Annotated in this window: 16 protein-coding genes and 1 tRNA gene; 5 read left to right on the top strand and 12 right to left on the bottom strand. The window is 58.0% G+C overall.

Annotated features, from left to right (window positions below; all coding sequences use genetic code 11):
* Nucleotides 1–76 precede the first annotated feature (76 nt).
* Nucleotides 77–150: transfer RNA gene (locus tag ABRP64_RS10750), tRNA-Gly, on the bottom strand.
* Between the two features lie 63 nt (nt 151–213).
* Between ABRP64_RS10750 and dcd the strand changes: the two genes are divergently transcribed.
* Complete coding sequence (gene dcd / locus ABRP64_RS10755; protein ID WP_284630788.1) at nt 214–783, top strand: dCTP deaminase; 570 nt, start codon at nt 214–216, stop codon at nt 781–783.
* 36 nt (nt 784–819) lie between these two features.
* On the top strand, nt 820–2,142 hold the full coding sequence (locus ABRP64_RS10760; RefSeq protein WP_284770396.1) for a UDP-glucose dehydrogenase family protein: 1,323 nt from the start codon (nt 820–822) through the stop codon (nt 2,140–2,142).
* Here the strand turns inward: ABRP64_RS10760 and ABRP64_RS10765 are convergent.
* The 9 genes from ABRP64_RS10765 to ABRP64_RS10805 form a co-directional block, all read right to left on the bottom strand.
* On the bottom strand, nt 2,139–3,299 hold the full coding sequence (locus ABRP64_RS10765; protein ID WP_502880539.1) for a YibE/F family protein: 1,161 nt from the start codon (nt 3,297–3,299) through the stop codon (nt 2,139–2,141). The two genes, ABRP64_RS10760 and ABRP64_RS10765, sit on opposite strands and share 4 nt — an antisense overlap.
* A gap of 223 nt (nt 3,300–3,522) precedes the next feature.
* On the bottom strand, nt 3,523–4,752 hold the full coding sequence (locus tag ABRP64_RS10770; RefSeq protein WP_284796897.1) for a pyridoxal phosphate-dependent aminotransferase: 1,230 nt from the start codon (nt 4,750–4,752) through the stop codon (nt 3,523–3,525).
* Nucleotides 4,753–4,807: 55 nt separating this feature from the next.
* The gene (locus ABRP64_RS10775) at nt 4,808–5,458 is read right to left on the bottom strand and encodes a DUF1707 SHOCT-like domain-containing protein (protein WP_349866423.1); all 651 of its coding nucleotides are present in this window, start codon (nt 5,456–5,458) and stop codon (nt 4,808–4,810) included.
* A 74-nt stretch (nt 5,459–5,532) separates the two neighbouring features.
* Nucleotides 5,533–6,840, bottom strand: coding sequence for a cation:proton antiporter (locus ABRP64_RS10780; RefSeq protein ID WP_284770399.1), 1,308 nt, complete (start codon nt 6,838–6,840; stop codon nt 5,533–5,535).
* A 34-nt stretch (nt 6,841–6,874) separates the two neighbouring features.
* Nucleotides 6,875–9,742 (bottom strand): (Fe-S)-binding protein, encoded by a 2,868-nt coding sequence (locus tag ABRP64_RS10785; RefSeq protein ID WP_349866424.1) that lies wholly within the window; start codon nt 9,740–9,742, stop codon nt 6,875–6,877.
* Between the two features lie 106 nt (nt 9,743–9,848).
* Nucleotides 9,849–10,748 carry an oxygenase MpaB family protein gene (locus ABRP64_RS10790; protein WP_284770401.1) on the bottom strand — a complete coding sequence of 300 codons (900 nt, stop codon included), beginning with the start codon at nt 10,746–10,748 and terminating at the stop codon, nt 9,849–9,851.
* Complete coding sequence (locus ABRP64_RS10795; protein ID WP_284770402.1) at nt 10,748–11,554, bottom strand: NAD(P)-binding protein; 807 nt, start codon at nt 11,552–11,554, stop codon at nt 10,748–10,750. Before ABRP64_RS10795 ends, ABRP64_RS10790 begins: the two co-directional genes overlap by 1 nt.
* Before the next feature lie 166 nt (nt 11,555–11,720).
* Nucleotides 11,721–13,307, bottom strand: coding sequence for a succinic semialdehyde dehydrogenase (locus ABRP64_RS10800; RefSeq protein WP_284783107.1), 1,587 nt, complete (start codon nt 13,305–13,307; stop codon nt 11,721–11,723).
* Between the two features lie 78 nt (nt 13,308–13,385).
* The gene (locus tag ABRP64_RS10805) at nt 13,386–14,462 is read right to left on the bottom strand and encodes an oxygenase MpaB family protein (protein WP_284770404.1); all 1,077 of its coding nucleotides are present in this window, start codon (nt 14,460–14,462) and stop codon (nt 13,386–13,388) included.
* 410 nt (nt 14,463–14,872) lie between these two features.
* On the opposite strand from ABRP64_RS10805, the gene ABRP64_RS10810 reads away from it, so the two are divergent.
* The 3 genes from ABRP64_RS10810 (at nt 14,873) to ABRP64_RS10820 (ending at nt 16,834) form a co-directional block, all read left to right on the top strand.
* Nucleotides 14,873–15,451, top strand: coding sequence for a DUF6230 family protein (locus tag ABRP64_RS10810; RefSeq protein ID WP_284770405.1), 579 nt, complete (start codon nt 14,873–14,875; stop codon nt 15,449–15,451).
* Nucleotides 15,441–16,208, top strand: a complete 768-nt coding sequence (locus ABRP64_RS10815; RefSeq protein ID WP_284770406.1) for a DUF6114 domain-containing protein — start codon at nt 15,441–15,443, stop codon at nt 16,206–16,208. The genes ABRP64_RS10810 and ABRP64_RS10815 overlap by 11 nt, the downstream gene beginning before the upstream one ends.
* Nucleotides 16,209–16,306: 98 nt before the next feature.
* A complete protein-coding gene (locus ABRP64_RS10820; RefSeq protein WP_284770407.1) occupies nt 16,307–16,834 on the top strand; it encodes a hypothetical protein in 528 nt (175 codons plus the stop codon).
* An 18-nt stretch (nt 16,835–16,852) separates the two neighbouring features.
* On the opposite strand, the gene ABRP64_RS10825 is transcribed toward ABRP64_RS10820, so the two are convergent.
* On the bottom strand, nt 16,853–18,817 hold the full coding sequence (locus ABRP64_RS10825; RefSeq protein WP_284785721.1) for an ABC transporter ATP-binding protein: 1,965 nt from the start codon (nt 18,815–18,817) through the stop codon (nt 16,853–16,855).
* The gene (locus tag ABRP64_RS10830) at nt 18,817–20,559 is read right to left on the bottom strand and encodes an ABC transporter ATP-binding protein (RefSeq protein ID WP_349866425.1); all 1,743 of its coding nucleotides are present in this window, start codon (nt 20,557–20,559) and stop codon (nt 18,817–18,819) included. The genes ABRP64_RS10825 and ABRP64_RS10830 overlap by 1 nt, the downstream gene beginning before the upstream one ends.
* Nucleotides 20,560–20,859: the final 300 nt, after the last annotated feature.

Consider the following 20,859-nt stretch of genomic DNA (forward strand, 5'->3'; position numbering starts at 1 on the left):
AGAACAAAAACGACTGAGATGCCGGTTTGTCAACGATGTCGCGACTGACCTGTCAAGCATGTCGCGACTCATGACATGGAGCCGACGACGGGAATCGAACCCGCGCCAGCAGCTTGGGAAGCTGCAGTTCTACCATTAAACTACGTCGGCACTGCGCTAAATGCGCTTTCCCTACTATACACCTTGGGCAGGCGATTGAGTAGAATCGGGTCCGTGCTTCTTTCAGATCGTGATATTCGTTCCGCCATTGATTCCGGAGAGCTGGGCATCGACCCCTTTGATAGTGAGCTTATCCAGCCTTCTTCCGTTGACGTGCGCTTGGATAAGTATTTCCGGGTATTCAATAACTCCCGCTATACGCACATTGACCCCAAGGCGGAGATGCCGGAGCTTACCACGTTGGTGGAAGTAGAAGAGGATCAATCCTTCATTCTCCACCCCGGCGAGTTTGTCCTTGGCGCCACGCTGGAGAAATTCACCCTCCCGGCTGACTTGGCCGGACGGTTGGAAGGCAAGTCCTCGCTGGGGCGGCTGGGGCTATTGACCCACTCCACCGCGGGCTTTATCGATCCCGGCTTTTCCGGGCACATCACCCTGGAGCTTTCCAATACCGCGAACCTGCCCATTGCGCTGTGGCCGGGGATGAAGGTGGGCCAGTTGGCCATCTTTAAGATGACCTCGCCGGCGGAAAGCCCCTATGGCACGGGTGCCTTGGGATCGAAGTACCAAGGTCAGCGCGGCCCAACGCCATCAAAGTCTTACCTGAACTTCCGCAGGGATTAATCTGGTATTTACATAAAATCTCTAGGATGAGGTTTTATGCGGATGACTGTTATTGGCACCGGTTACCTGGGTGCCACCCACGCCGCCTGCATGGCGGAATTGGGGCATGAAGTTTTAGGCGTCGATGTAGACGAGGATAAAATCTCCGTCTTGCAATCGGGCAAGGTTCCCTTTTTTGAGCCGCGGCTACCGGAGGTGCTCGAGCGCAATATTGATGCTGGGCGCTTAGGGTTTAGCACGGATTATGACGAGGCTGCGCAATTCGCCAACGTGCACTTTCTCGGCGTGGGAACCCCGCAGCGCCGCGGCTCTTATGCGGCGGATATGACTTACGTTAAGTCCGTTATCACGGACTTGGTGCCCAAGCTGCGCGGGGAGCACGTCATCTTTGGCAAATCCACCGTTCCGGTAGGAACGGCGGCCGAACTACAAGAACTGGCGGATAGTTTGGCGCCCGAGGGAACCCGCGTGGAAATCGCGTGGAACCCGGAATTCTTGCGCGAGGGTTATGCGGTGCACGACACCATCACCCCGGACCGCATCGTGATTGGAACCCGTGAATCGGAATCTCGTGCGGAGGAGCTTGCCCGTGAGATCTACGCGCAGCCGTTAGCGCAGGATACACCCTTCATCGTGACCGATCTGCAGACCGCAGAGCTGGTAAAAGTTTCCGCCAATGCTTTTTTGGCCACCAAGATTTCCTTTATCAATGCGGTCTCTGAGATTTGTGAGATCGCGGGGGCGGATGTGGTGGCGCTGGCGGATGCCATTGGCATAGACAAGCGCATCGGCCGCACGTTCCTCGGCGCGGGCCTGGGCTTTGGCGGTGGTTGCCTGCCTAAGGATATTCGCGCCTTTATGGCGCGCGCCGGTGAGCTCGGCGCCGATCAGGCCCTGACCTTTTTGCGAGAGGTGGACGCGATTAATATGCGGCGGCGCGACCGCATGGTGGACCTGTCTAAAGAAGCCTTCAATGGCTCGCTTTTGGGCCACCGCGTTACCGTGCTGGGCTGTGCTTTTAAGCCCAATTCGGATGATGTACGCGATTCGCCGGCGCTCTCGGTTGCTGGGTCCTTGTCCTTGGCGGGTGCTGCGGTGACCGTCTATGACCCTGAGGGTATGGACAACGCCAAGAAGGTTTTTCCCACCTTGGACTATGCCGCCGATACGGAATCCGCCTTGCGGGAGGCGGAGTTGGTCATCCTGGCCACCGAATGGCAGCAATTTAAGGTTCTGGACCCGAATGAGGCCGGCGAGCTCGTAGATAATAAGCACATTATCGATGGCCGCAATGTGCTCGACGTTGCGGCTTGGTCCAACGCCGGCTGGAAGATACAGGCGCTGGGCCGCACGCTCTAGCGGGGGCGTGACGGGACCGTAAACGCGGCAATCAGTGTCGTAATCGGCACCGCGAGGGTCAGCGCCATGGCGCCGACGCCGGAGCGCAGGAGCTCGGTGGCGACGAGATCGCTGCTGAGGATTTGTCCCGCGGGGCGTTCGGCTGCGGTGATGAGTAGGAGTAGGGGCAATGCGGCGCCGGTATAGGTCAAAATGAGGGTATAGACCATCGAGGCAATGTGGTCGCGGCCGACCTTCATGGCGGATAAGAAAAGCTCGAGCGGGGTGGCCGCGGGATCGGATTCGTGCAGCTCGGTGATGGTGGAGGCTTGGGCAATGGCGACATCGGCAAGGCTGCCCAACGCGCCCACGACGAAACCGCACAGCAGCACGCCCAAGATGGAAACTTTGGGCATATATAACAGCAGCTTGAGGTTATCTTCGGAGCTATAGCCTTGTAGTTGCGAACTGTCGATGGCTGCCCATGCAAGGAACGCGGCGATGGCAAGCGCGGTCAGGGAACCGCCCACCGCGGAAGCGGATTTCCAATTCACGCCGTGGACGAGGGGCACGGCGAGGAGAATGATGGCGGTACAGGCGGCGAGCGCCACCCACAGGGGATTGGTGCCCGCGACGAGCGCTGGGATGAGGAAGCTGAAGACGATGCCAAGGCTTAGCCCCAAACCGATGATCGCGCGCACCCCATGCCACGCCGCGAAAGCGATGATGACAATCGCGATGACCACGCCCCAGAGGAGGAGGCTATTGCTGCGCTGATAGTCGGCAAAGGCATACGACACGGACCCGGTGGGATCGGTGGCCTTGGAGAGCACAATATTATCGCCTGGCTGTAATTCTGGGTCGCCCGCGTTGCCGAAGGTGACCAATTGGGTCATCTTTCCCTCATCTTCGCCGGAGGTGATTTTCACCAGCGCTTGGTCGCAGTCCACTTCTTCCTTTTCCGGAATAAGCGGCGGGGTATCAAAGGCCAAGCCGGTCTGCTCCGATTGGCATGCCGAATGATCGGTCTTCTCCACGGTGCCTTCCACCTGCGGGTGATTCAACGCGTAGGTGGACTCGAACTCCTCCGAGGTGTGGCTAGAGGCGGCACTAGACGGCCAGAGCAGGACGAGGCTTATCAGCATGGCGATGAGGGCCGCGCCGATGGCGGTGACCAGACCAACGCGCCACGGGTGGCCGGATACCTCCTGCGCCAGCTGACGTGGATGTAGGCGTTCCAACGCCGACTGGCCTGGCGCGTGCCCGCTGGACCCAGATCGACGCTGCGCTTGCCGATGCCGCGAAGCCGAGCCCGATGCGGAATTAGAAACCGAGGAATGCCGTCCCATACGGTGTATTGTGAACGATTATTACTGCAATTACCAATCGCCTGCTGGGGTGCTATTGGCGGTAGCTCACCAAGAAATTGCCCAAGCGCTCGATGGCGTTTTCCAGTTGGGAAGCCCAGGGCAGCGTGACCACGCGGAAGTGATCCGGGTGCGGCCAGTTGAAACCGGTGCCTTGGACCATGAGGATCTTTTCCGCCTTGAGGATGTCCAACATGAGTTTGGAATCATCGTGAATGTCATAGACATTGGGATCCAAGCGCGGGAAGAGATACAGCGCGCCCTTCGGCTTTACTGCGGAGACACCCGGAATTTCGTTGAGTTTGTCATAGGCGATATTGCGTTGGCGCAGCAATCGTCCCCCGGCCCCAGTGAGCTCGAAGATGGATTGGCGGCCGCCCAGCGCCACTTGGATGGCGTGTTGCGCGGGAACATTCGGGCACAGGCGGGTACCGGCCAACAATTCGAGTCCCTCAATGAGCCCGTGCGCATGATGCTTCGGACCCGTAATGACCATCCAGCCCGCGCGGTAGCCGCATACTCGGTAGGCCTTGGACAGGCCATTAAAGGTAAAGGTCAAGAGATCGGGGGCCAGCGAGGCGATGGAGATATGCTTCGCATCGTCATAAAGGATGCGGTCATAAATCTCATCGGCCAAGATGAGCAGGTTGTGCTCGCGCGCGATATCCACGATTTGTTGCAGGACCTCGCGCGAGTACACCGCACCGGTTGGGTTATTCGGGTTGATGACCACGATGGCCTTGGTCTTTTCGGTGACCTTGGATCTAATATCCTCGATAGACGGATTCCATTCATCTTCCTCATCGCATAGGTAGTGCACTGGTGTGCCACCGGCCAGCGAGGTTGCTGCCGTCCACAGCGGGTAATCCGGCGCCGGGATGAGAATCTCATCGCCATTATTGAGCAACGCCTGGGTGGTCATGGTGATGAGCTCGGATACGCCATTGCCCAAGAAGACATCGTTAATATCAAAAGGTGGGAAGTCCTCGAGCTCATAGCGCGTGACGATGGACCGGCGGGCCGAGCTAATGCCTTTGGACGTGGAATAGCCCTGGGAGGTGGGCAAGGCGCTGATCATATCGCGCATGATGACATCGGGTGCATCGAAGCCAAAGACGGCGGGGTTGCCCGTATTGAGCTTGAGGATGGTGTGGCCATCCAGTTCCATTCTCTCCGCTTCCGCTGAGACCTCACCGCGAATATCGTAAGCGATGCCCTTTAATTTTTCGGACTGGTCAAAGATGCGGGGTTTGGGAGAAGTCATGGCAATATTGTGCCATCTTTCACAGCGTTAAGAAATATTGCAGCGCGCCTCAGCGCTATTTATTATTCCACTTGTTGATTTGCTTCTTCGCCATTTCCATAGCCTGACCAGTAAGTTCACCGGCCTGTTGGCGGCGCTCGGCCCACTTTTTCTTTTCTAATTCTTTTTGGTGCGCCCGCTCGTGTGCCGTCAGCGCACGGATCTCGCGCTGCTGTTGGCGCTCAATCTGCCGCACCGAGGGGGCATGCCACGATTGCGGGCCCACCTTGGCCACGTACAAGAGGATCCACACGATGGGAATGAGCGCTGCGGCTACGGCGCCACCCGCCAGCAACCAGGGGCTATTCATGGTGGCGCTGAGCATGACAAGAGTAGGAGATGCCGCGATCAAAATGATCGAGCTGGTCAGGGCGGTAGCGACGCGGGGCTTCTTCGCGGCATTAACGGCGCGGTCCACATCGCCTTGGGAGTAGATCTTTACCTCTTGCGATCCGGTCGCAGGGATATCGCTGAAAATTGGTGCTAGGTCCTTGTGGGTAACGGCCTGCATGACGCTATCGGAGCGCTCCTCAAACTCGGTCATCGATAAGCGGCCTTCGCCCACTGCGCGGGCTAGATCCGTCAGGGCATCGTTGCGCTCTGAATCAGATAGACGCAGTGTCCGGTCATAGGGGGAGGGTCCGTAGCTATTAGTCACAATCACCATAATAGACAAGCTGATTCAAAAAGAATATGCCCTGCCGCGGTGGCAGGGCATAGCTTCTAGTGCGGAGTAAAAGATTAGAGTTCTTGGGACTCTTCTTCCTTGTCGTCCTCGTTAGAATCCGATTTCTTCTTTGGGTCGGATTCATCAACCGTCTTGGAGTCTTTCCTTCCCACCAAGTTGGCCAGAAACGGGAAGATGGCAACGGTCAACGCGCCACCTGCAACGAAGATCGAGGCGGTTTCTTGCTTCATCAATTCGGAATTAACCGCCAGCGATGTCACAGCAACGATGATCGGCAGGCCGGTAGCCGTGTACAAACTGACCTGCAGGCGCTCGCGCACCGTTTCAATTTCGGAGCCGGTGTGACCCACATTCTCGCGCAGGAATACCGGCAGGCCGCGGGTAACGAGAATAAGCGCCGGGATGCCCAGTACCTTCCCTGGGTTATTAGCGATGGTATCCCAGTTAATCGTCATACCAGAGACCACGAAGAAGACCGGGATGAGCATGGAGTGGAAGACCACATCGAGGCGGTGCTCCAGCCGGCGATGGAACTCATCCGGAATGATGCGGTTCAAGATGATGCCGGCGGCGAAGGCGCCCAGCACGATGTCTAGTTCAAAGACCGCCGTGACGGCCATGAGGGTGGCAAGGATCAGGATGATAAGGCGCAAAATGGTTTGGTTGGTGGACCCTGCACCGGAGATAAACGCCGCTTTAACCCACGGAATCGTCGTTGCAATGGCCGCCGGCATGATGGCAACAGCCACGGCGATGCCAATGAACGCGAGCATAATCAGCAGCGTGGTCCACGTGGAGCGCGTGCTAAGCAGCAGGGCCATCGCGGTAATGGGGGCGACCTCACCAATAGCACCGTGAATCATGACCGATTTGCCCACTTTGGTCTCGAGCACGCGATCCTGTTTCAACATGGGCTGAAGTGTGCCCAGTGCCGTGGACGTTAGCGCCAGCGCCACCACGATGGCACCCGGGACATTATCGACCAAGAAGTACGCACCGACACCACAGGCCACGAGGCAGATAAGCCAGGTGGACAGCGCAGTTCCCGCTTCTTTGGTCTTGAGCGTAGAAATCTCGATTTCAAAACCGGCGAGCAAGAAGAGCGCACCGACACCCAGCTCTTTCAGCATGCTGATGCCGGCATCCTCATGCGCGACATCCAAAAGCGATGGGCCGATGACCATGCCAAAGATGATCAAAAGGGCAACGGCTGGCAGCCGATTGCCCAACATGAACGACACTATGGGCGCCAGTAGCGCCGCAAGCATGATCCAGGCAAAGGAAACGAGGCTAGTGGTGTTTTCCGTCGCACCTGCTGCCAGAACAAAAGTATCCGCAGCCCATCCCACATCTAATTGCATGAATCACAGCGTACGCACTCACCCCTGCACATGCCTACTCGGTATTCGCGTCCTTCGGCGGCTCCGGTGGCTTGGGGGCCTTGGGAGCCTCTGCGCTTTCCGATGACGCCGGTAGTGCCGGTGGTGCCGGCGGAGCGGGCGGCATGGCCGATGCCGGCGGAGCAGGAGGCGCGGGTGGTGCCGCTGCCTCGGGTTTCTTGTCGGCCTGCGGTGGCTTTGGCGCTGCTGGAGCCTGTGGCGCCTTGGCAGCTTGCGGAGCCTTTGGTGGCTGTGGAGCTGCAGGTGGTTGTGGCGTAGTTGGTGCTTGCGAAGCAGCGGGTGGCTGCGGGGCCTTAGGCGGCTGGGGTGCCGCGGGTGCCTTGGCATTAGGTGCAGCCGGCGGAGTCGGGGCACCTGGAGTTGCCGGAGCACTTGGTGCTGCTGGAGCGCTCGGAGCCGCCGGGGCGCTCGGTGCCGGAGGAGCACTCGGAGCGGCAGGGGCCTTGGGAGCCTTTGGCGGCGTGGGAGCACCCGGTGGGGTTGGCGCGCTAGGCGCGGAGGGAGCACTCGGTGCGCTGGGTGCCGAAGGGGCCTTGGGGGCAGCCGGGGTAGAAGGAGCCTTTGGCGCGGATGGAGCCCCAGCATTGGGGGCCGCCGGTGCCGTCGGAGCAGAGGGTGTGGCTGGGGCAGAGAGCGCGCTTGGAGCCGCCGGTGCCGAAGGAGCAGAAGGCGCGGAGGGCGCGGCAGGTGGCGTAGTAGCGGTGGGGGTATTGGTGGAGGATGGGGCATCGGCAAGCGCGGGCGCCGTGGGGGATTCAGCGGCAGTGGTAGCTGAAGCCGCACGGTGGCGCACTGGGGTGCCCAAGAACGCCTTGGGGCGGGGTTCTGGAAGGGTGCCCTTGTCATCCAGGGAAATGGAATTGCGCAGCATGGTGGCCACGTCGTTGACCTGGGTGGTGGGGGTGGACTCGGCGGCCAAAGACTTCACACCGCCGGTCATCATGACATTGCAGAACGGGCACCCGGTGGCGATTTCCTCGGCGCCGGTCTCCAGTGCCTGCTCCGTGCGGAACCCATTGATGCGAGACCCCAGCTTTTCTTCCATGAACATGCGCGCGCCACCAGCGCCGCAGCAGAAGGCTTCATCGCGGGACTTGTCCATCTCGCGCAGCTCCACGCCCGTGGCCTCGAGAAGCTCGCGCGGGGGATCGAAGACCTTATTGTGGCGGCCCAAGAAGCACGGATCGTGGTAGGTGATGGGCTTGCGGTTTTCCGGGGTGCGCGGAACCGGCTGCAGCAGTTTCTCGCGCACCAGGCGGTTGAGCAGCTGCGTGTGGTGGAAGACATCGAAATGCCCGTCAAAGTCCGGGTACTCATTGCGGATGGTATTAAAGCAGTGCGGGCAGGTCGTGATGATTTTCCGCTGGCCTTCCGGCACGCCCTCGAAAGCGTTGTTGAGTGTTTCAACGTTTTGTTGCGCCATCATCTGGAACAAAAACTCGTTGCCGGCGCGGCGGGCGGGATCGCCGGTGCAGGTCTCACCAGTAGAAAGCACACCGAATTTCACGCCGGCGGTGTGGAGAAGATCCACGACGGCGCGGATGGTGCGGCGGCCATTGTCATCATAAGCGCCGGCGCAGCCTACCCAGAGAAGGTATTCCATATCGGAGAAGTCCGCGGCATCCTCGCCAATGATGGGGACCTCGATGCCATCGGCACGCGCCTCATCAATCCAGGCGCGGCGCTCGGAATTATTGCGGCCCCAGGGGTTGCCCTTGGTCTCCATGTTCTTAAATAGGCCGGTAAGCTCCGATGGGAAATCGGATTCTGCCAAAACCTTGAAGCGGCGCAGGTCTGCAATATGGTCAATGTGCTCGATATCGGTGGGGCACTGATCCACGCAGGCACCGCAGTTGGTGCAGGACCACAGGACGTCATCGTCAATGACGCCAGCCATCGAGAGCACATCGAGGCCCTCGTGCGGGTTGTAATTATCTAGCGCGCCTTGGCGCAAGTCCATCATGACCTTTTTGGGGCTCAGTGGCTTATCGGTATTCCAGGCCGGGCACAGCTCTTGGCAGCGGCCGCACTCGGTGCAGGCGGTTGAATCCAGCAGCATCTTCCAGCTGCCTGGGGTGATGTCTTCTTCCAGATCCGGGGTGGGCAGGGATTTGAGCGCCTTTTCCCCAGAGGTATTGCGCTGGAAAAAGATATTGAAAAAGGCCATGAAGCGGTGCCACATGACACCCCACTGGAACTTGCGGGAAATAAAGAAGATGAAAAGGAGCCCGGATAGCAGCTTGACCAAGGCGAAGAAGCTGACCAGTGCCGGGGATTCAGGCAGTGCCTTAGCTAAATGAATAGTCAAGAAGTCCGCGACTGCGGAACCTCCACCAAAAGCTGCGATTTTGGAGGCTTTGACCAAGAGCATGCTGAGGCCCTCGATGAAAACGATGGCCTCCACCCAGCGGGCCGCTGCCGTTTGGGAGTTGAAAAAGCGGCTGCCGCGCTCGGTATCGCCTAGTTTCAGGCGCACGCCGATGAGGAAGCAGATGCCCAGCACCGTGCCGATGCCAAGTACTTCTTCCACAAAGTGATACACCGGCCAGGTGCTTAAGCCGGGCCACCCTTTATCCGGGGCGAAGGTTTGAATATAGGCCTCAAACCACACCAGGATGCCGAATAAAAAGCCCACCATGACCGCCCAGTGGGCAGCATTGACCAATGGTTTTCCCTTGAAGTGGGTGTGGCCGAAGACCTCTGCCAGCACGCGCCCGAGGCGTTTTACGGGGCTATTGGTGCGCTCTAGTTGGGTTGGCCCGCCCGCGCGGATGAACTTAATGAGCGCGCCTATGCGGGCGAAAAAGTATAGCCACACCGGAATCGATGTGGCTATAGCAATCCAACCGGACACGGTTGTCATTCGTGCTCCTTCACTACTGATGCTCCACGTTGTTATCTACCTTAAGGCCTCAAGGTGTAATCGTGGGAGTCAGTATTCAGTAACTATGAGTGAAGGGGTAAAGGCCTTAGTAGTGGAAACCGCCTTCAGCTTCCGCCTTCTCAAAGGCGCGGGTAGCAATAGGAACCATGCGTGCTTTACGCGGAAGGACGGAGAAGACGCCACGGACGGCGCGGGAGAAGATCTTGAGCTTGCGCTCATCCTTCTTGGTCCACTCCCAGCCAAGCTTGTTGCGCAGCTTGTCCGGAATCATGCCGATAGCAACCCACAACAGCAGGCGGGATGCGTAAGGTGCAATGGGCTTCCACAGCCAGTTGGGCACCTTGGGATCTGGGGTGTCGAGGGTGAGGCCGTTGATGATGCGGGAGCGCTCGATGGTTTCGCTGATATCGAGGGTATCGATCATGTTGTCCACGTACTCTTCAAACTCAGCGTACGTCTTTGGCGCATCGTCGGGCTCTGCAACCTCGTAGAAGGTGTACCAGGTACGGGTCTCCTGGAAGAGCTGCTCGCGCTCCTCTGGGGTCAAAGGATCCATGAAGTTGCCGGCCAGCTGGTACGGCATTGCAGCGAAGGTGGCGTGTGCCCAGTAGTAAACATCCGGGTTCAGCGGGTGGTAGCGGCTTCCATCTGGGTGGGTGCCCTTGATGTCCTTGTGGAAGTCACGAATCATGACGCCAACTTCTGGGCCTTCATAGATCGTGCGGATGATCGGGAAGGCGGAGCGAACCAAGCGTGCAACCTCGTTATCAAAAACGTTGGAGTGCTGCACCAGGGACCGGCTGACGTCACGCTGGGCAATCTGCAAAAGACCAGCAGACAGTGCGACGAATGCGGAGCGCCAGTCACCAAAGCGCTGCCACAGGATGGAATCTGGGCCCAGCTCAGGCAGGTTATCGGTATTGTTATCTGCGGTCTGGGTGTGCTTGTCGTTTACAGTGCTTTCAGGATTGCTCAGAGTAGTCATTATGCCTCCTTAAGGGCAGTAGCGGACTTTTGTTGATTCTGGCGTTCAGACGAGGAGGACTCAGGGGCATAGTTGGATGCTCGCTTGAAATCATGGGCCGGTGCATCGAACCCTGCGAGCACTTCGCGGATTCCGCGTACGGTACCGGGCTGAACCAACCACTTATCGTGCTTGACGGTTAGTTCTCCTGGTCCACGAATCTCGAGCTGGCGGACGTAACGACGGCAGTGATCGGCGCGGGCTTCGATGACAGCCAGTGGGCGACGTTTGAGGTAAGAGTCGCGCGGGGTGGGGCCGTCAACGAAGAGGGCATTAGGCAGCCCAAATACCTCTACACCGTGGTGGAGGTACATGTCATCGACGCTGGCCTTTGACCGTCCCGGAACGGAAATCCACGGGGATTCCTCACCGGTGGCGCGAATCAACACATCGAAAGCTTGGGTTTCCTGACCAGAATCACCGAGGTAGGAGATTTCCCATTTGCCTTCTGCACGGTCGAATTCGGCACCCGTAACGGCAGTGGAACCACGGAACTCGGCGCCACTGGCAGCAACAGCCTCTTCAAGGTGGCGTACTACAGAAGCTGGCGAGCCATCAGTTTTGGTGAGGCGGAGGTACGGGGTACGGAAGTGGTACTTCCGGGAAACCTCGGTGGCTTCAGCGGAATTGAAGTGGCCGCCGATGTATGGTTCTTGTTCAAAAAGAACGGTGTCGAATCCAGAGAATGCGCATTCAGAAGCCGCGGCGCATCCGGCTACTCCGGCACCAACCACTGCGACAGTCGGTCGGCGGTATGGCTTGAACATACTGTTCCTTTCGAGTTTCACAGGGCGCTTACTGGCCGCTGTGTGTTGTGCAGTTTATATTCCCAGAGGACACAATTCGTGAATATGTTGTGATCGTACACACATACCCATTGAATGTGAAGTGAGTTACTGAATTTAAAAGGTGGCTGGTTACGCTGCGCAGTGCTTAGGGGAGGAAGCGCAAGGCTTTTCCTAAGCGCAACGCGGAGCTCAGCAGGGTGCCGTAGTACTTATTGGGAAGCCAATTTGGTCCGCGCATCGGCATGATCCTTTGCGAGGAGATATTCTTTGCTTCCGTATATTTGGTCAATCCCTCGTGGCCATGGCGGCGACCAACGCCAGACTCCTTGACGCCACCCAACGGGGTGGAAATTGAGGCCCACGTGGAGGCGTAGCCGTCATTGATGGTCACGCTGCCTGCATCGATTTTCTCAGCGATGCCTTGCGCGGTTTCGGGTTGGCCGAATACAGAGGAGTTCAGACCGTAGGGCAATTTATTCGCCTGCTCGATGGCCTCTTCGACATCGCGCACGCGTTGCACGTACACCACGGGGCCAAAGACCTCTTGCTCTGCAAGCTCGGTGCCTTCTGCCAAATCAGTGAGAACCGTGGGCTCAAAGTGGTAGGGGCCAATATCCGGGCGGGGCTTGCCGCCGGTAATAACGGTGGCACCCTTATCTACGGCATCGTCGACAAAGTGCTGCACCACATCTAGTTGGTTTTGGCCGATGAGTGAACCCATCGTGTAGTCCCAGTTCAAACCGGAACCAAGTTTGATGGATTCGGTTGCCCGGCGGAATGCGGTAATGAATTGATCGAAGATGGCATCGGGGACGTAGATGCGTTCAATCGACACGCACAGCTGGCCCGAATTGGAAAAGCAAGCGGTAGCGATGGTGTCAATATGCTTGTCGATGTCCGCATCCGGCGCGATGATCATCGGGTTCTTACCACCCAGTTCTGCGGAGTATCCGACGAGGCGCTCGCCTACGGTGGCGCCCAAAATCTTGCCGGTCTTGGTGGAACCGGTAAACATCAGGTAATCGCAGTGTTCGGAGATGGCTGAGCCAACGACTCGACCGGAGCCGGTAACGATCTGCAGCAAATCCTTCGGCAGTCCTGCTTCCTTCAAGAGGTAGAGGGAAATCAGGTTAGAAAACGGGGTGGATCCATCGGGCTTGGCCACAACGCCATTGCCGGCAAGCAGTGCCGCAACGGCATCGGAAATGCCCAATGCTAATGGATAGTTCCACGGGCTGATTTGCCCCACAACGCCCTTAGGAACTCGCTGCAAGTGCGTTTTGGTGATGAGCGGAAATGCGCCCGGCTGCTTCTGGGTGGCCAATAGCTTTGGCGCATTATTTGAGTAATAACGCGCGTTATTTAGTACGTCGAGTACCTCATCAAAGGCGGCCGTGCGGTCCTTGCCGGTTTCCAATTGGATGAAATCCGCAAGCAGCTCGCGGTGTTTAGCCACGAGGTGGTGGAAGCGCTTCATTACCTTTACGCGCTGTTTAACGTCGGTATCGGCCCAGGCCTTTTGGGCCTGACGCGAACGGCGGAAAGCTTCATCTACGTCTTCTTCGGAACCTACTCCAACCCAGCCTAATTCTTCTTCAAATAAGGGGGAGTGGACCGCTTTGCGTTCGCCTTTATCCAGCGAACCGGTGGAGTAGTTAGTGGTGAGATGTTGTAGCTCAGTTAGTAATTGCTGTGGCAAGGGCCGTTCTTGTAGACGGCGTGGTAAAGACATGTAATGCACGCTCCAGAAAGATCAATGAAAAGGTTCGTGAGCTAAAAAGCTCACGAACAATAAGGAAGCCGGTATGTTTTAGAACGGGCAGCCGGCTGCACGGCGTGCGGCTACTGCATCATCGGAATCCGGCTTGTCGGTAGATTCCGCGGTGGCAGCAGAGTCCTTAGCCTGGGTGGCGTTGTAGCCTTGGATCTTCTTCGGCTCCTTGTACTTGCCCTCGATCATCCCGTTCTTGATCATCAAGGAACGACCCGGCTCCATGTAGCGCTTATCCTCTGGGAGGTGGTCCATGATGAAGCGAACGGACTTAGCGATGCGGTCGAAGCGCTTCTGGTCGCGCTTGGTCCACTTCAGCTCCAAGATGTCGCGGTACTTCTGCGGCAGGGTAGCCACAGTCAACCAGATGGCGCTGCGCATAATGGGCTTCCAGATAACCTTCCATACGGCCTCTGGAACGCCTTCCGGAGCCTTGACCGGCTCTACGCGTGCGGTGCGCAGTGCGAAGTCAACGGTCTCGTTGCGCTCAAGCACGGTGTCTGCCATCTCATCCATGTACTTGATCAAGTCATCGTAGTTATCAATGACCGGGCGCTCAGACATGCCGTACTTATCCCACCAAGTCACGCCCTCGCGAACGATTTGGTCGCGCTCTTCCTTGGTGAACGGGGTGCCGAAGAGCTCTTGGGCGTAGATAACGCGGTAGACGAAGGTAGCGTGTGCCCAGTAGTAAGTCTCTGGGTTCAAGGAGTGGTAACGCTCGCCATTTTGCAGCGTGCCCTTAATGGTGACGTGGTAGTCGCGAATGCGCTCACCGATGTCCCCATCATCGTAGATGGACTCAATAATCTGCGGCGTAGAGCGCTGCAGACGGGCGAAAGGTTCGTCGAAGAACTTCGAGTGGTCCAAAAGGGACTGACCAATCGCGGGGTGCATATTCTGCAAAATGCCGGTGTAGCCACGCAGCAGCTGCAGGCGGTTATCCGAGCCCCACTTCCACAACAGGGAATCCGGGCCCAAAGGAGCGCGGCGCAGTTCGCGCTTTTCTTCCTTCTTGTCCTGAGCGTTTACTTCTTCTGCACCGGACTGAGGGGAATCAATGTGGGTATTTTCTTCGTTTGCCTGTGTATTTTCGGGTTTCAGTGAGTTGGACAATTCGACCCTCCTTAGTCGATAAAATCTGTTGGTTGTGTAGCGTAACACACACCGGTGCACATCTATTACATGGCGCACAAATTTGGGGGTGTAACTTTGTGCGCTGCAGGTTTAGCGGGGGATCGGAAGTTGACAATGGCAGGGGGTGCGATAGTCTTCATTAAACATATGATCTGGACTACACCGTTGCGGGCGCATTTAATTGCACCCCTTTTTGTGTGATGTGTCTCAGGTAGTGTTAACGTGTGTTCAAGCTCATTTAATCAGTGGATTGCGTAGGTCTATTACTCATCCTCGGCCTGTAAATCTCTGGCCGCGGTAAAGAGTGGGCTGAAAATTCACCGTAGACGGGGGATGCCGCTAAAACAGGCAGGGACCCCGCCTTTTCAATTCCACAGAAAGGTTCCTTCATGGGCAGGATTAGTATTCCAAAGTTTGCAACCGCACTGACTGCCGGGCTTGCAGCTTTTGGTGTAACAGGTTTTGCGGTAGCCCAAGGCGGCTTGACCGCCAATATCGCACTTTCAGGAACCTTCTTTAAGGTGAACATGAGCCACCTGGAGGGCGAAGGATTGTCGATCTTTGTTGATAGGGACAAGATGGGAGAAGAAACCATCCCCGCCGCGCGTTTGAAGTTTGAGCACGCCGTGGCCTCCAACTTGTGCCTGTCCGCCAACCTTCCTGATGTCCCAGGGATTGGCGAGACCACCTTCGCCCTCCGTGCGAATGGTGATGACAGTGTGGAGGTAGAGAACCTTTTGGTTGGTGCTACCGACATTAAGGGTCAGCTGGATCTGACGAACGCCAACGTGGGTATTGATGCTAGCCAGGTCAATGACAGGGCAGATCCAGGTTCGTGGGGATTGTACGCGCAGAAGGTGACCCTGAGCGCGGATGATATTCGTACTACCTCGGTGGGAGCAGAAAGGCTCGCTGCCTCTGGTGTGAATGTGACGGTGAAGAGGGGAAGCAACAACAATGGCTGCTAAGTCTTCTGATGATGAGACTTTGCGCATGCCTGCGGTGAACGAAACCGGTACCGATAACGGCGAAGCTGCACGCAGCGCCCAAGATTCTTCCCAAGAGCCGGCCGGACATGCCGCTGGCGAGGCCGCCGCTGGCACCGATCACACTAGTGCTGCGGAGACGAAGGCCGACGGCACCGCTGATGCTGGTGCTGAAGCAACGGCTGCGGCGGAAAGCGATGGAGAGAACTCATCGCAGTCGGTAGCGGATGCGGTAAAAAGTGCTAATGAACCGCAGGATTCCGCAGCGAATAACAAAAATGACAAAGCCGTCACCCGAGTGGCCCCTAAAGAAAGCTGGTGGCAGCGGTTTAAACACTGGCGCAAGCGTCGTCCGTTCGCGGGTGGCTTATTGCTTATCTTGTCCGGCATCGCCATCGCAGCGCCGGCTTATATTACTGTGCGCATTTCTGATCTGCTGGTCATGATTTCCACGGTGTCTGGCGTTTCGACGCTTCTTATTGGTGCGGCACTAATCATGTTCGGCTTTGGATCTTGGTTTAGGCAGGAGACATCGTCTTACCTGGGTGTTTTAGCCATCTTGGTAGCAATCATCGCGCTTCCCACCACAAACCTGGGCGGCTTCGTGATTGGTAGCCTTTTGGGCATTATCGGTGGTGCGCTCGCATTTGCCTGGCAGCCACAGGAGCGCCAGAAGTCTCCTAAGAAGCACAAGAAGAAGAAAAAGTCCCAGGCCAAAGAACTGGCGGTTTCAGCATGAAGCTATTCAGGCTGAGCTCACTACCGCGTCGTCGCTCTGCTCGTGTGGTAAAAGGTAGTGCGCTCGCAGTGCTCTGCGCTTTTACAGCGGTGTGTGCGGTGAACCAACCTGAGGAAACCCGTGCGCAGGAAGGCTTGGCCTTAGCGCAATCTGAACTCAGCACGGTGACTGCTGATAATGTCACCCTGACTGGGAACGTAAGCGCCTCGCTTATCACTGTGCCTACCGCACAGGGTGAGCAACGAGCGCTGAAACTCGTAGGTGACAAGTTGGCCGCGCGAAACCTGGCGTTGACCCTGCCCGCAGCTATGGGACAAGGCAAGCTAACCACTGGTGACGTGGAAACCACCGTCACGGACGGGCCGGTCACCGTCCTGACCACTGGACTGCAGACAACACCCGCGGTGGTGGATCACCCCACCATCCCGGTAAACGTCGATTTATCCAACGGCGATCTCAACGCGGTGCTTGATCAATTGGGCGTTCCTGACCCGCACGTGGTGCCCGATGCTCCTATCCCGAACGTTCTGATGGAGCACATTTCGCTGCAAGATGTCACCATGGAGCTGGTCAACCTGCAGGGCGCTAATTTGCACGCCCCGCAAGTCCAGCTCAACGTGAAGTAACCACGCTGCAGCTTCCCTTTAAGCCTTGTTGAACTGCGATTGGTGCAGGCGCCAATAAGAGCCTTGGGCGCGCAGTAGTTCTTCGTGCGAGCCTTGCTCGACGATGCCCCCGTTTTCCATCACCAAGATCAGATCAGCATCCCGGATGGTGGACAAGCGGTGGGCAATGACGAAGGAGGTGCGCTCAGCGCGCAGGGCATTCATGGCGTCTTGGACGAGTACCTCGGTGCGGGTATCCACGGACGAGGTCGCCTCATCCAAGATGAGCAATGCGGGCTGGGCCAAAAAGGCGCGAGCGATGGTAATCAGCTGGCGCTCACCGGCGGAGATGGCGCCGCCATCTTGGTCGATGACGGTGTCATACCCCTCCGGCAGGGAGTGCACGAAGCGATCCACGTAGGTGGCTTTGGCCGCGGCGATGACCTCATCGTCCGTGGCATCAAGCCGGCCGTAGCGGATATTGTCCATGATGGTGCCCTCAAAGAGGACGGCATCTTGTAGCACCATGCCCACCTGGGAGCGCAGGGCGGTGCGGGGCATGTGGGCGGTATCGTGGCCATCGATAAGAATGCGCCCAGAATCGATGTCATAAAAGCGCATGAGCAGGTTGACCATGGTGGTCTTGCCCGCGCCGGTAGGGCCCACGATCGCCGCGGTTTGCCCCGGCTCCACGCGCAGGTTGAGCCCGGTAATAAGTTCCTTCTCCGGCGAATAGGAAAAGTCAACGTCCTGAAACTCCACGCGGCCGCGGGCTCGGCCGGCTAGCTCATCGCTGGTGTTCTCCAACGTTTGCTCTTCGGCGTCGAGGAACTCGAAGACGCGCTCGGCAGAGGCCACGCCGGATTGCACCTGTTGCATCATGCCGCCCAATTGGCCCAACGGCTGGTTAAATTCGCGGGAGTACTGGATAAAGGCGGTGACCTGGCCCAGGGTCATCTGCCCGTTGGCCACGCGCAGGCCGCCGAGGACGGCGATGGCCACATAAGACAAGTAGGACACGAATTGCATGATGGGCATCATGATGCCGGAGAGGAATTGCGCCAGCGCGGAGGAGCGGAAGAGTTCGTCATTGCGCTCATCAAATTGGCGCGTCATATCCTCAGTGCGGCCAAAGACGACGCCCAGATCACGGCCGGAGAAGGACTCCTCCACCTGCCCATTGAGCTGGCCGGTAGCGCGCCACTGGGTTTTGAATTGGCGTTGCGAGCGTCCGCCAATGACCCCGATGATCAGCGCGGTCAGCGGCAGCGCCAAGAGTGCCACCAGGGCAAGCTGCCAAGAGATGCTAAACATCATCACGGTGATGCCCAGGATCATCAGGATATTATAAAACAGCTGGGAGAGTGCCTGTTGGAGGGCCTGTTGCACATTGTCGATGTCATTGGTGGTGCGCGAGAGGATATCGCCGCGCTGGTGGGAATCGAAGTAATTCAACGGCAGCGCATGCACCTTGGCCTCTACGCGCTGGCGCAGCTCGTAGACCGTGTCGACGGTCAGGCGGTTTAAGATGAGCCCTTGCCAGAGCTCGAAGGCGGCAGAGACGATGTACATCGCGATCACCGCGATGATAAGCGTGCCCAAGCGGGTAAAGTCGATGCCCTCGCCGGGAGTGAAGTCCATGCCGGAGGCCATATCGGCCACCTGATCCTGGCCCTGGGCGCGCATGCCGTCGATGGCTTGCTGCGCCGAGATACCAGATGGCAGCTCGCGGGAGATAACGCCGGAGAAGATGACGTCCATGGCATCGCCCAAGACCTTGGGTGCGAAGACCGCGAGGAAGACGCAGACTATGTTCATCGCCGCCACTACCGCTAGCAGCCGCTTATAGGGCATGAGAAGTAGTAGCAAGCGTTTAGCAGAGGGCCAGAAATTCTTGGCCTGGCGGGGCGCGGAACCGGACCATTCATCGGCGGCGACCTTAGCCTCAAGCTCCTGGAGCTCGGCGTCCTCAGCGGAGGAGTTGTGTGTGGTGTCCTTGGCCATTAGTGCTCTCCTCCAGCTACTCCGGCGGTTTCTTGGGATTCAACGATTTCCTGGTACACGCCCGAGGATTTCAGCAACTCAGTGTGGGTACCGCGGGCGACAATCCGTCCTTTATCGATGACCAAAATCTGATCGGCATCCTGGATGGAGGCCACGCGCTGGGCGACTATGATGGTGGTGACGTCCTCGCCGCGCTCGGCAAAAGACTTGTGCATGGCGGCGCGCACGTTGGCATCCGTAACCACATCCAGCGCGGAGAAGGAATCATCGAAGAGATAAATGCGCGGCTTAGCCACGAGCATGCGGGCAATGGAGAGGCGCTGGCGCTGCCCGCCCGATACATTGGTGCCGCCCTGTGCGATGGGCATGTCTAATTCATCGACGAAGTCCGCCTGCGCCACGCGCAGCGCCTCCCATAATTCATCATCGGTGGCCTCGGGGCGGCCCAACCGCAGATTGGAGGCCACCGTGCCACTAAAGAGGTAGGCCTTTTGCGGCACGAGCGAAACGCGGCTGACGATGTCCGGGCGGGAGAGGGAGGTTGTGGGAGTGGCATCGATAAGCACCTCGCCCGCGCTCGGGACGTACAGGCGCGGGATGAGGGAAAGCAGCGTGGTCTTGCCCGCGCCGGTAGAACCGATGATCGCGGTGGTGGTGCCGGGAGTGGCGGTAAAGGAAATATCCTCTAGGACTGGGGCATCCGCCCCGGCATAGGAGAAACTGACATTGCGAAATTCCACCGTGCCGGAATTGGTCGCCGGGGTGACGGTATCTTTCGGCGGGGTAATGGAAGGCTTGTGGCTTAAGACGCCGGTGATGCGGCGGGCACACACGAGGGCGCGCGGAAGCATCATCGCCATAAACGTGCCCATTATGACCGCGGCGAGGATTTGCAGCAGGTACTGCAGGAAAGCGGTGAGCCCGCCGACATCGACAAGCCCGGCATCCACGCGCTGGCCGCCAAACCACAGCACTGCGCCCGTGGCCACGTTCAAAATGACGGTGATAATCGGGAACATGAGGACAAAAAGCTGGCCGATTTTCAGCGAAAGCTGGGTAATGTCCTTATTGGCCTTGGTAAAACGCTCAGTTTCATAAGCCTCGCGCACAAAGGCGCGCACGACGCGGATGCCGGTGATTTGCTCGCGCAAGGTGCCGTTGATGGTGTCCAATTTGTCCTGCATAGAATGAAAAAGCGGCATAAGCCGCGCGATGAGGACGGAGATGGTGCCAAGCAGAACCGCGACAGAAACCCAGACCAACCAGGACAGTCCGGCGTCCTCGCGGATGGCCATGATGATGCCGCCTATGGACATAATGGGTGCTGTGACCATGAAGTTCAGCATCATCATGTAGACCATCTGCACCTGCTGCACGTCATTGGTGCCGCGGGTAATAAGCGTGGGCGTGCCGAACTCGCTCATATCTTCTGCGGAGAAGCTGGTGACCTTGCGGAAGACCTCGCTGCGCAAATCCCGCCCCACGCCCATGGCGGTGCGGCTGCCGAACCACACCGCGCCGATGGCGGTAATGACCTGGACAAAGGCTACGATGAGCATGATTCCGCCGGTGCGCCAGATATAGTCGATATCGCCCTTGGACACGCCTTCATCAATGATCTTGGCGTTCAAGGAGGGCAGATACAGGGTCGCTGCGGTGGACAGCGCTTGCAGGATAAGTACCGCTATGACGTAGAGCGTATAAGGCGCCGAGCGGGTGAAGAGGATTCGGACTAGATCCATAAACCTGCGCTTCTTTCGGGGTTGATAGGGGGGGGGGTTAGCCGCGCAAGTATATCTGGTTAGCGCACGCGGGGCGAACGATATTTATTTTTGGTACCTGCCCGTTCGGTACCTGCCCGCAAGGCCGAATCTAGACCAAGACGTGTGCCAGCTGTGCCTGAGCGATGACGCTGGTCCAATCCTCAAAATTAGTGATTGGCGTGCACAGCCCCTCCCACGTGGTGTGAACTGGCCCCCGAAAGTTGGACTGGTTTAATTCTAGGTGATGAGGGGTTCAAGGGTCTGATTCCGATATTGCAT

The sequence above is a fragment of the Corynebacterium sp. KPL4015 genome (assembly GCF_040225725.1).
In the GTDB taxonomy this organism is placed as follows: domain Bacteria; phylum Actinomycetota; class Actinomycetes; order Mycobacteriales; family Mycobacteriaceae; genus Corynebacterium; species Corynebacterium rhinophilum.

Bases quoted from the DNA above. Each gene is read 5' to 3' on its own strand.
- ABRP64_RS10815 (WP_284770406.1), top strand. From the start codon at position 15,441: ATGGCTGCTAAGTCTTCTGATGATGAGACTTTGCGCATGCCTGCGGTG.
- ABRP64_RS10790 (WP_284770401.1), bottom strand. From the start codon at position 10,748: ATGACTACTCTGAGCAATCCTGAAAGCACTGTAAACGACAAGCACACC.
- ABRP64_RS10810 (WP_284770405.1), top strand. From the start codon at position 14,873: ATGGGCAGGATTAGTATTCCAAAGTTTGCAACCGCACTGACTGCCGGG.
- ABRP64_RS10800 (WP_284783107.1), bottom strand. From the start codon at position 13,307: ATGTCTTTACCACGCCGTCTACAAGAACGGCCCTTGCCACAGCAATTA.
- ABRP64_RS10785 (WP_349866424.1), bottom strand. From the start codon at position 9,742: ATGACAACCGTGTCCGGTTGGATTGCTATAGCCACATCGATTCCGGTG.
- ABRP64_RS10830 (WP_349866425.1), bottom strand. From the start codon at position 20,559: ATGGATCTAGTCCGAATCCTCTTCACCCGCTCGGCGCCTTATACGCTC.
- ABRP64_RS10795 (WP_284770402.1), bottom strand. From the start codon at position 11,554: ATGTTCAAGCCATACCGCCGACCGACTGTCGCAGTGGTTGGTGCCGGA.
- ABRP64_RS10760 (WP_284770396.1), top strand. From the start codon at position 820: ATGCGGATGACTGTTATTGGCACCGGTTACCTGGGTGCCACCCACGCC.
- ABRP64_RS10775 (WP_349866423.1), bottom strand. From the start codon at position 5,458: ATGGTGATTGTGACTAATAGCTACGGACCCTCCCCCTATGACCGGACA.
- ABRP64_RS10770 (WP_284796897.1), bottom strand. From the start codon at position 4,752: ATGACTTCTCCCAAACCCCGCATCTTTGACCAGTCCGAAAAATTAAAG.
- ABRP64_RS10825 (WP_284785721.1), bottom strand. From the start codon at position 18,817: ATGGCCAAGGACACCACACACAACTCCTCCGCTGAGGACGCCGAGCTC.
- ABRP64_RS10780 (WP_284770399.1), bottom strand. From the start codon at position 6,840: ATGCAATTAGATGTGGGATGGGCTGCGGATACTTTTGTTCTGGCAGCA.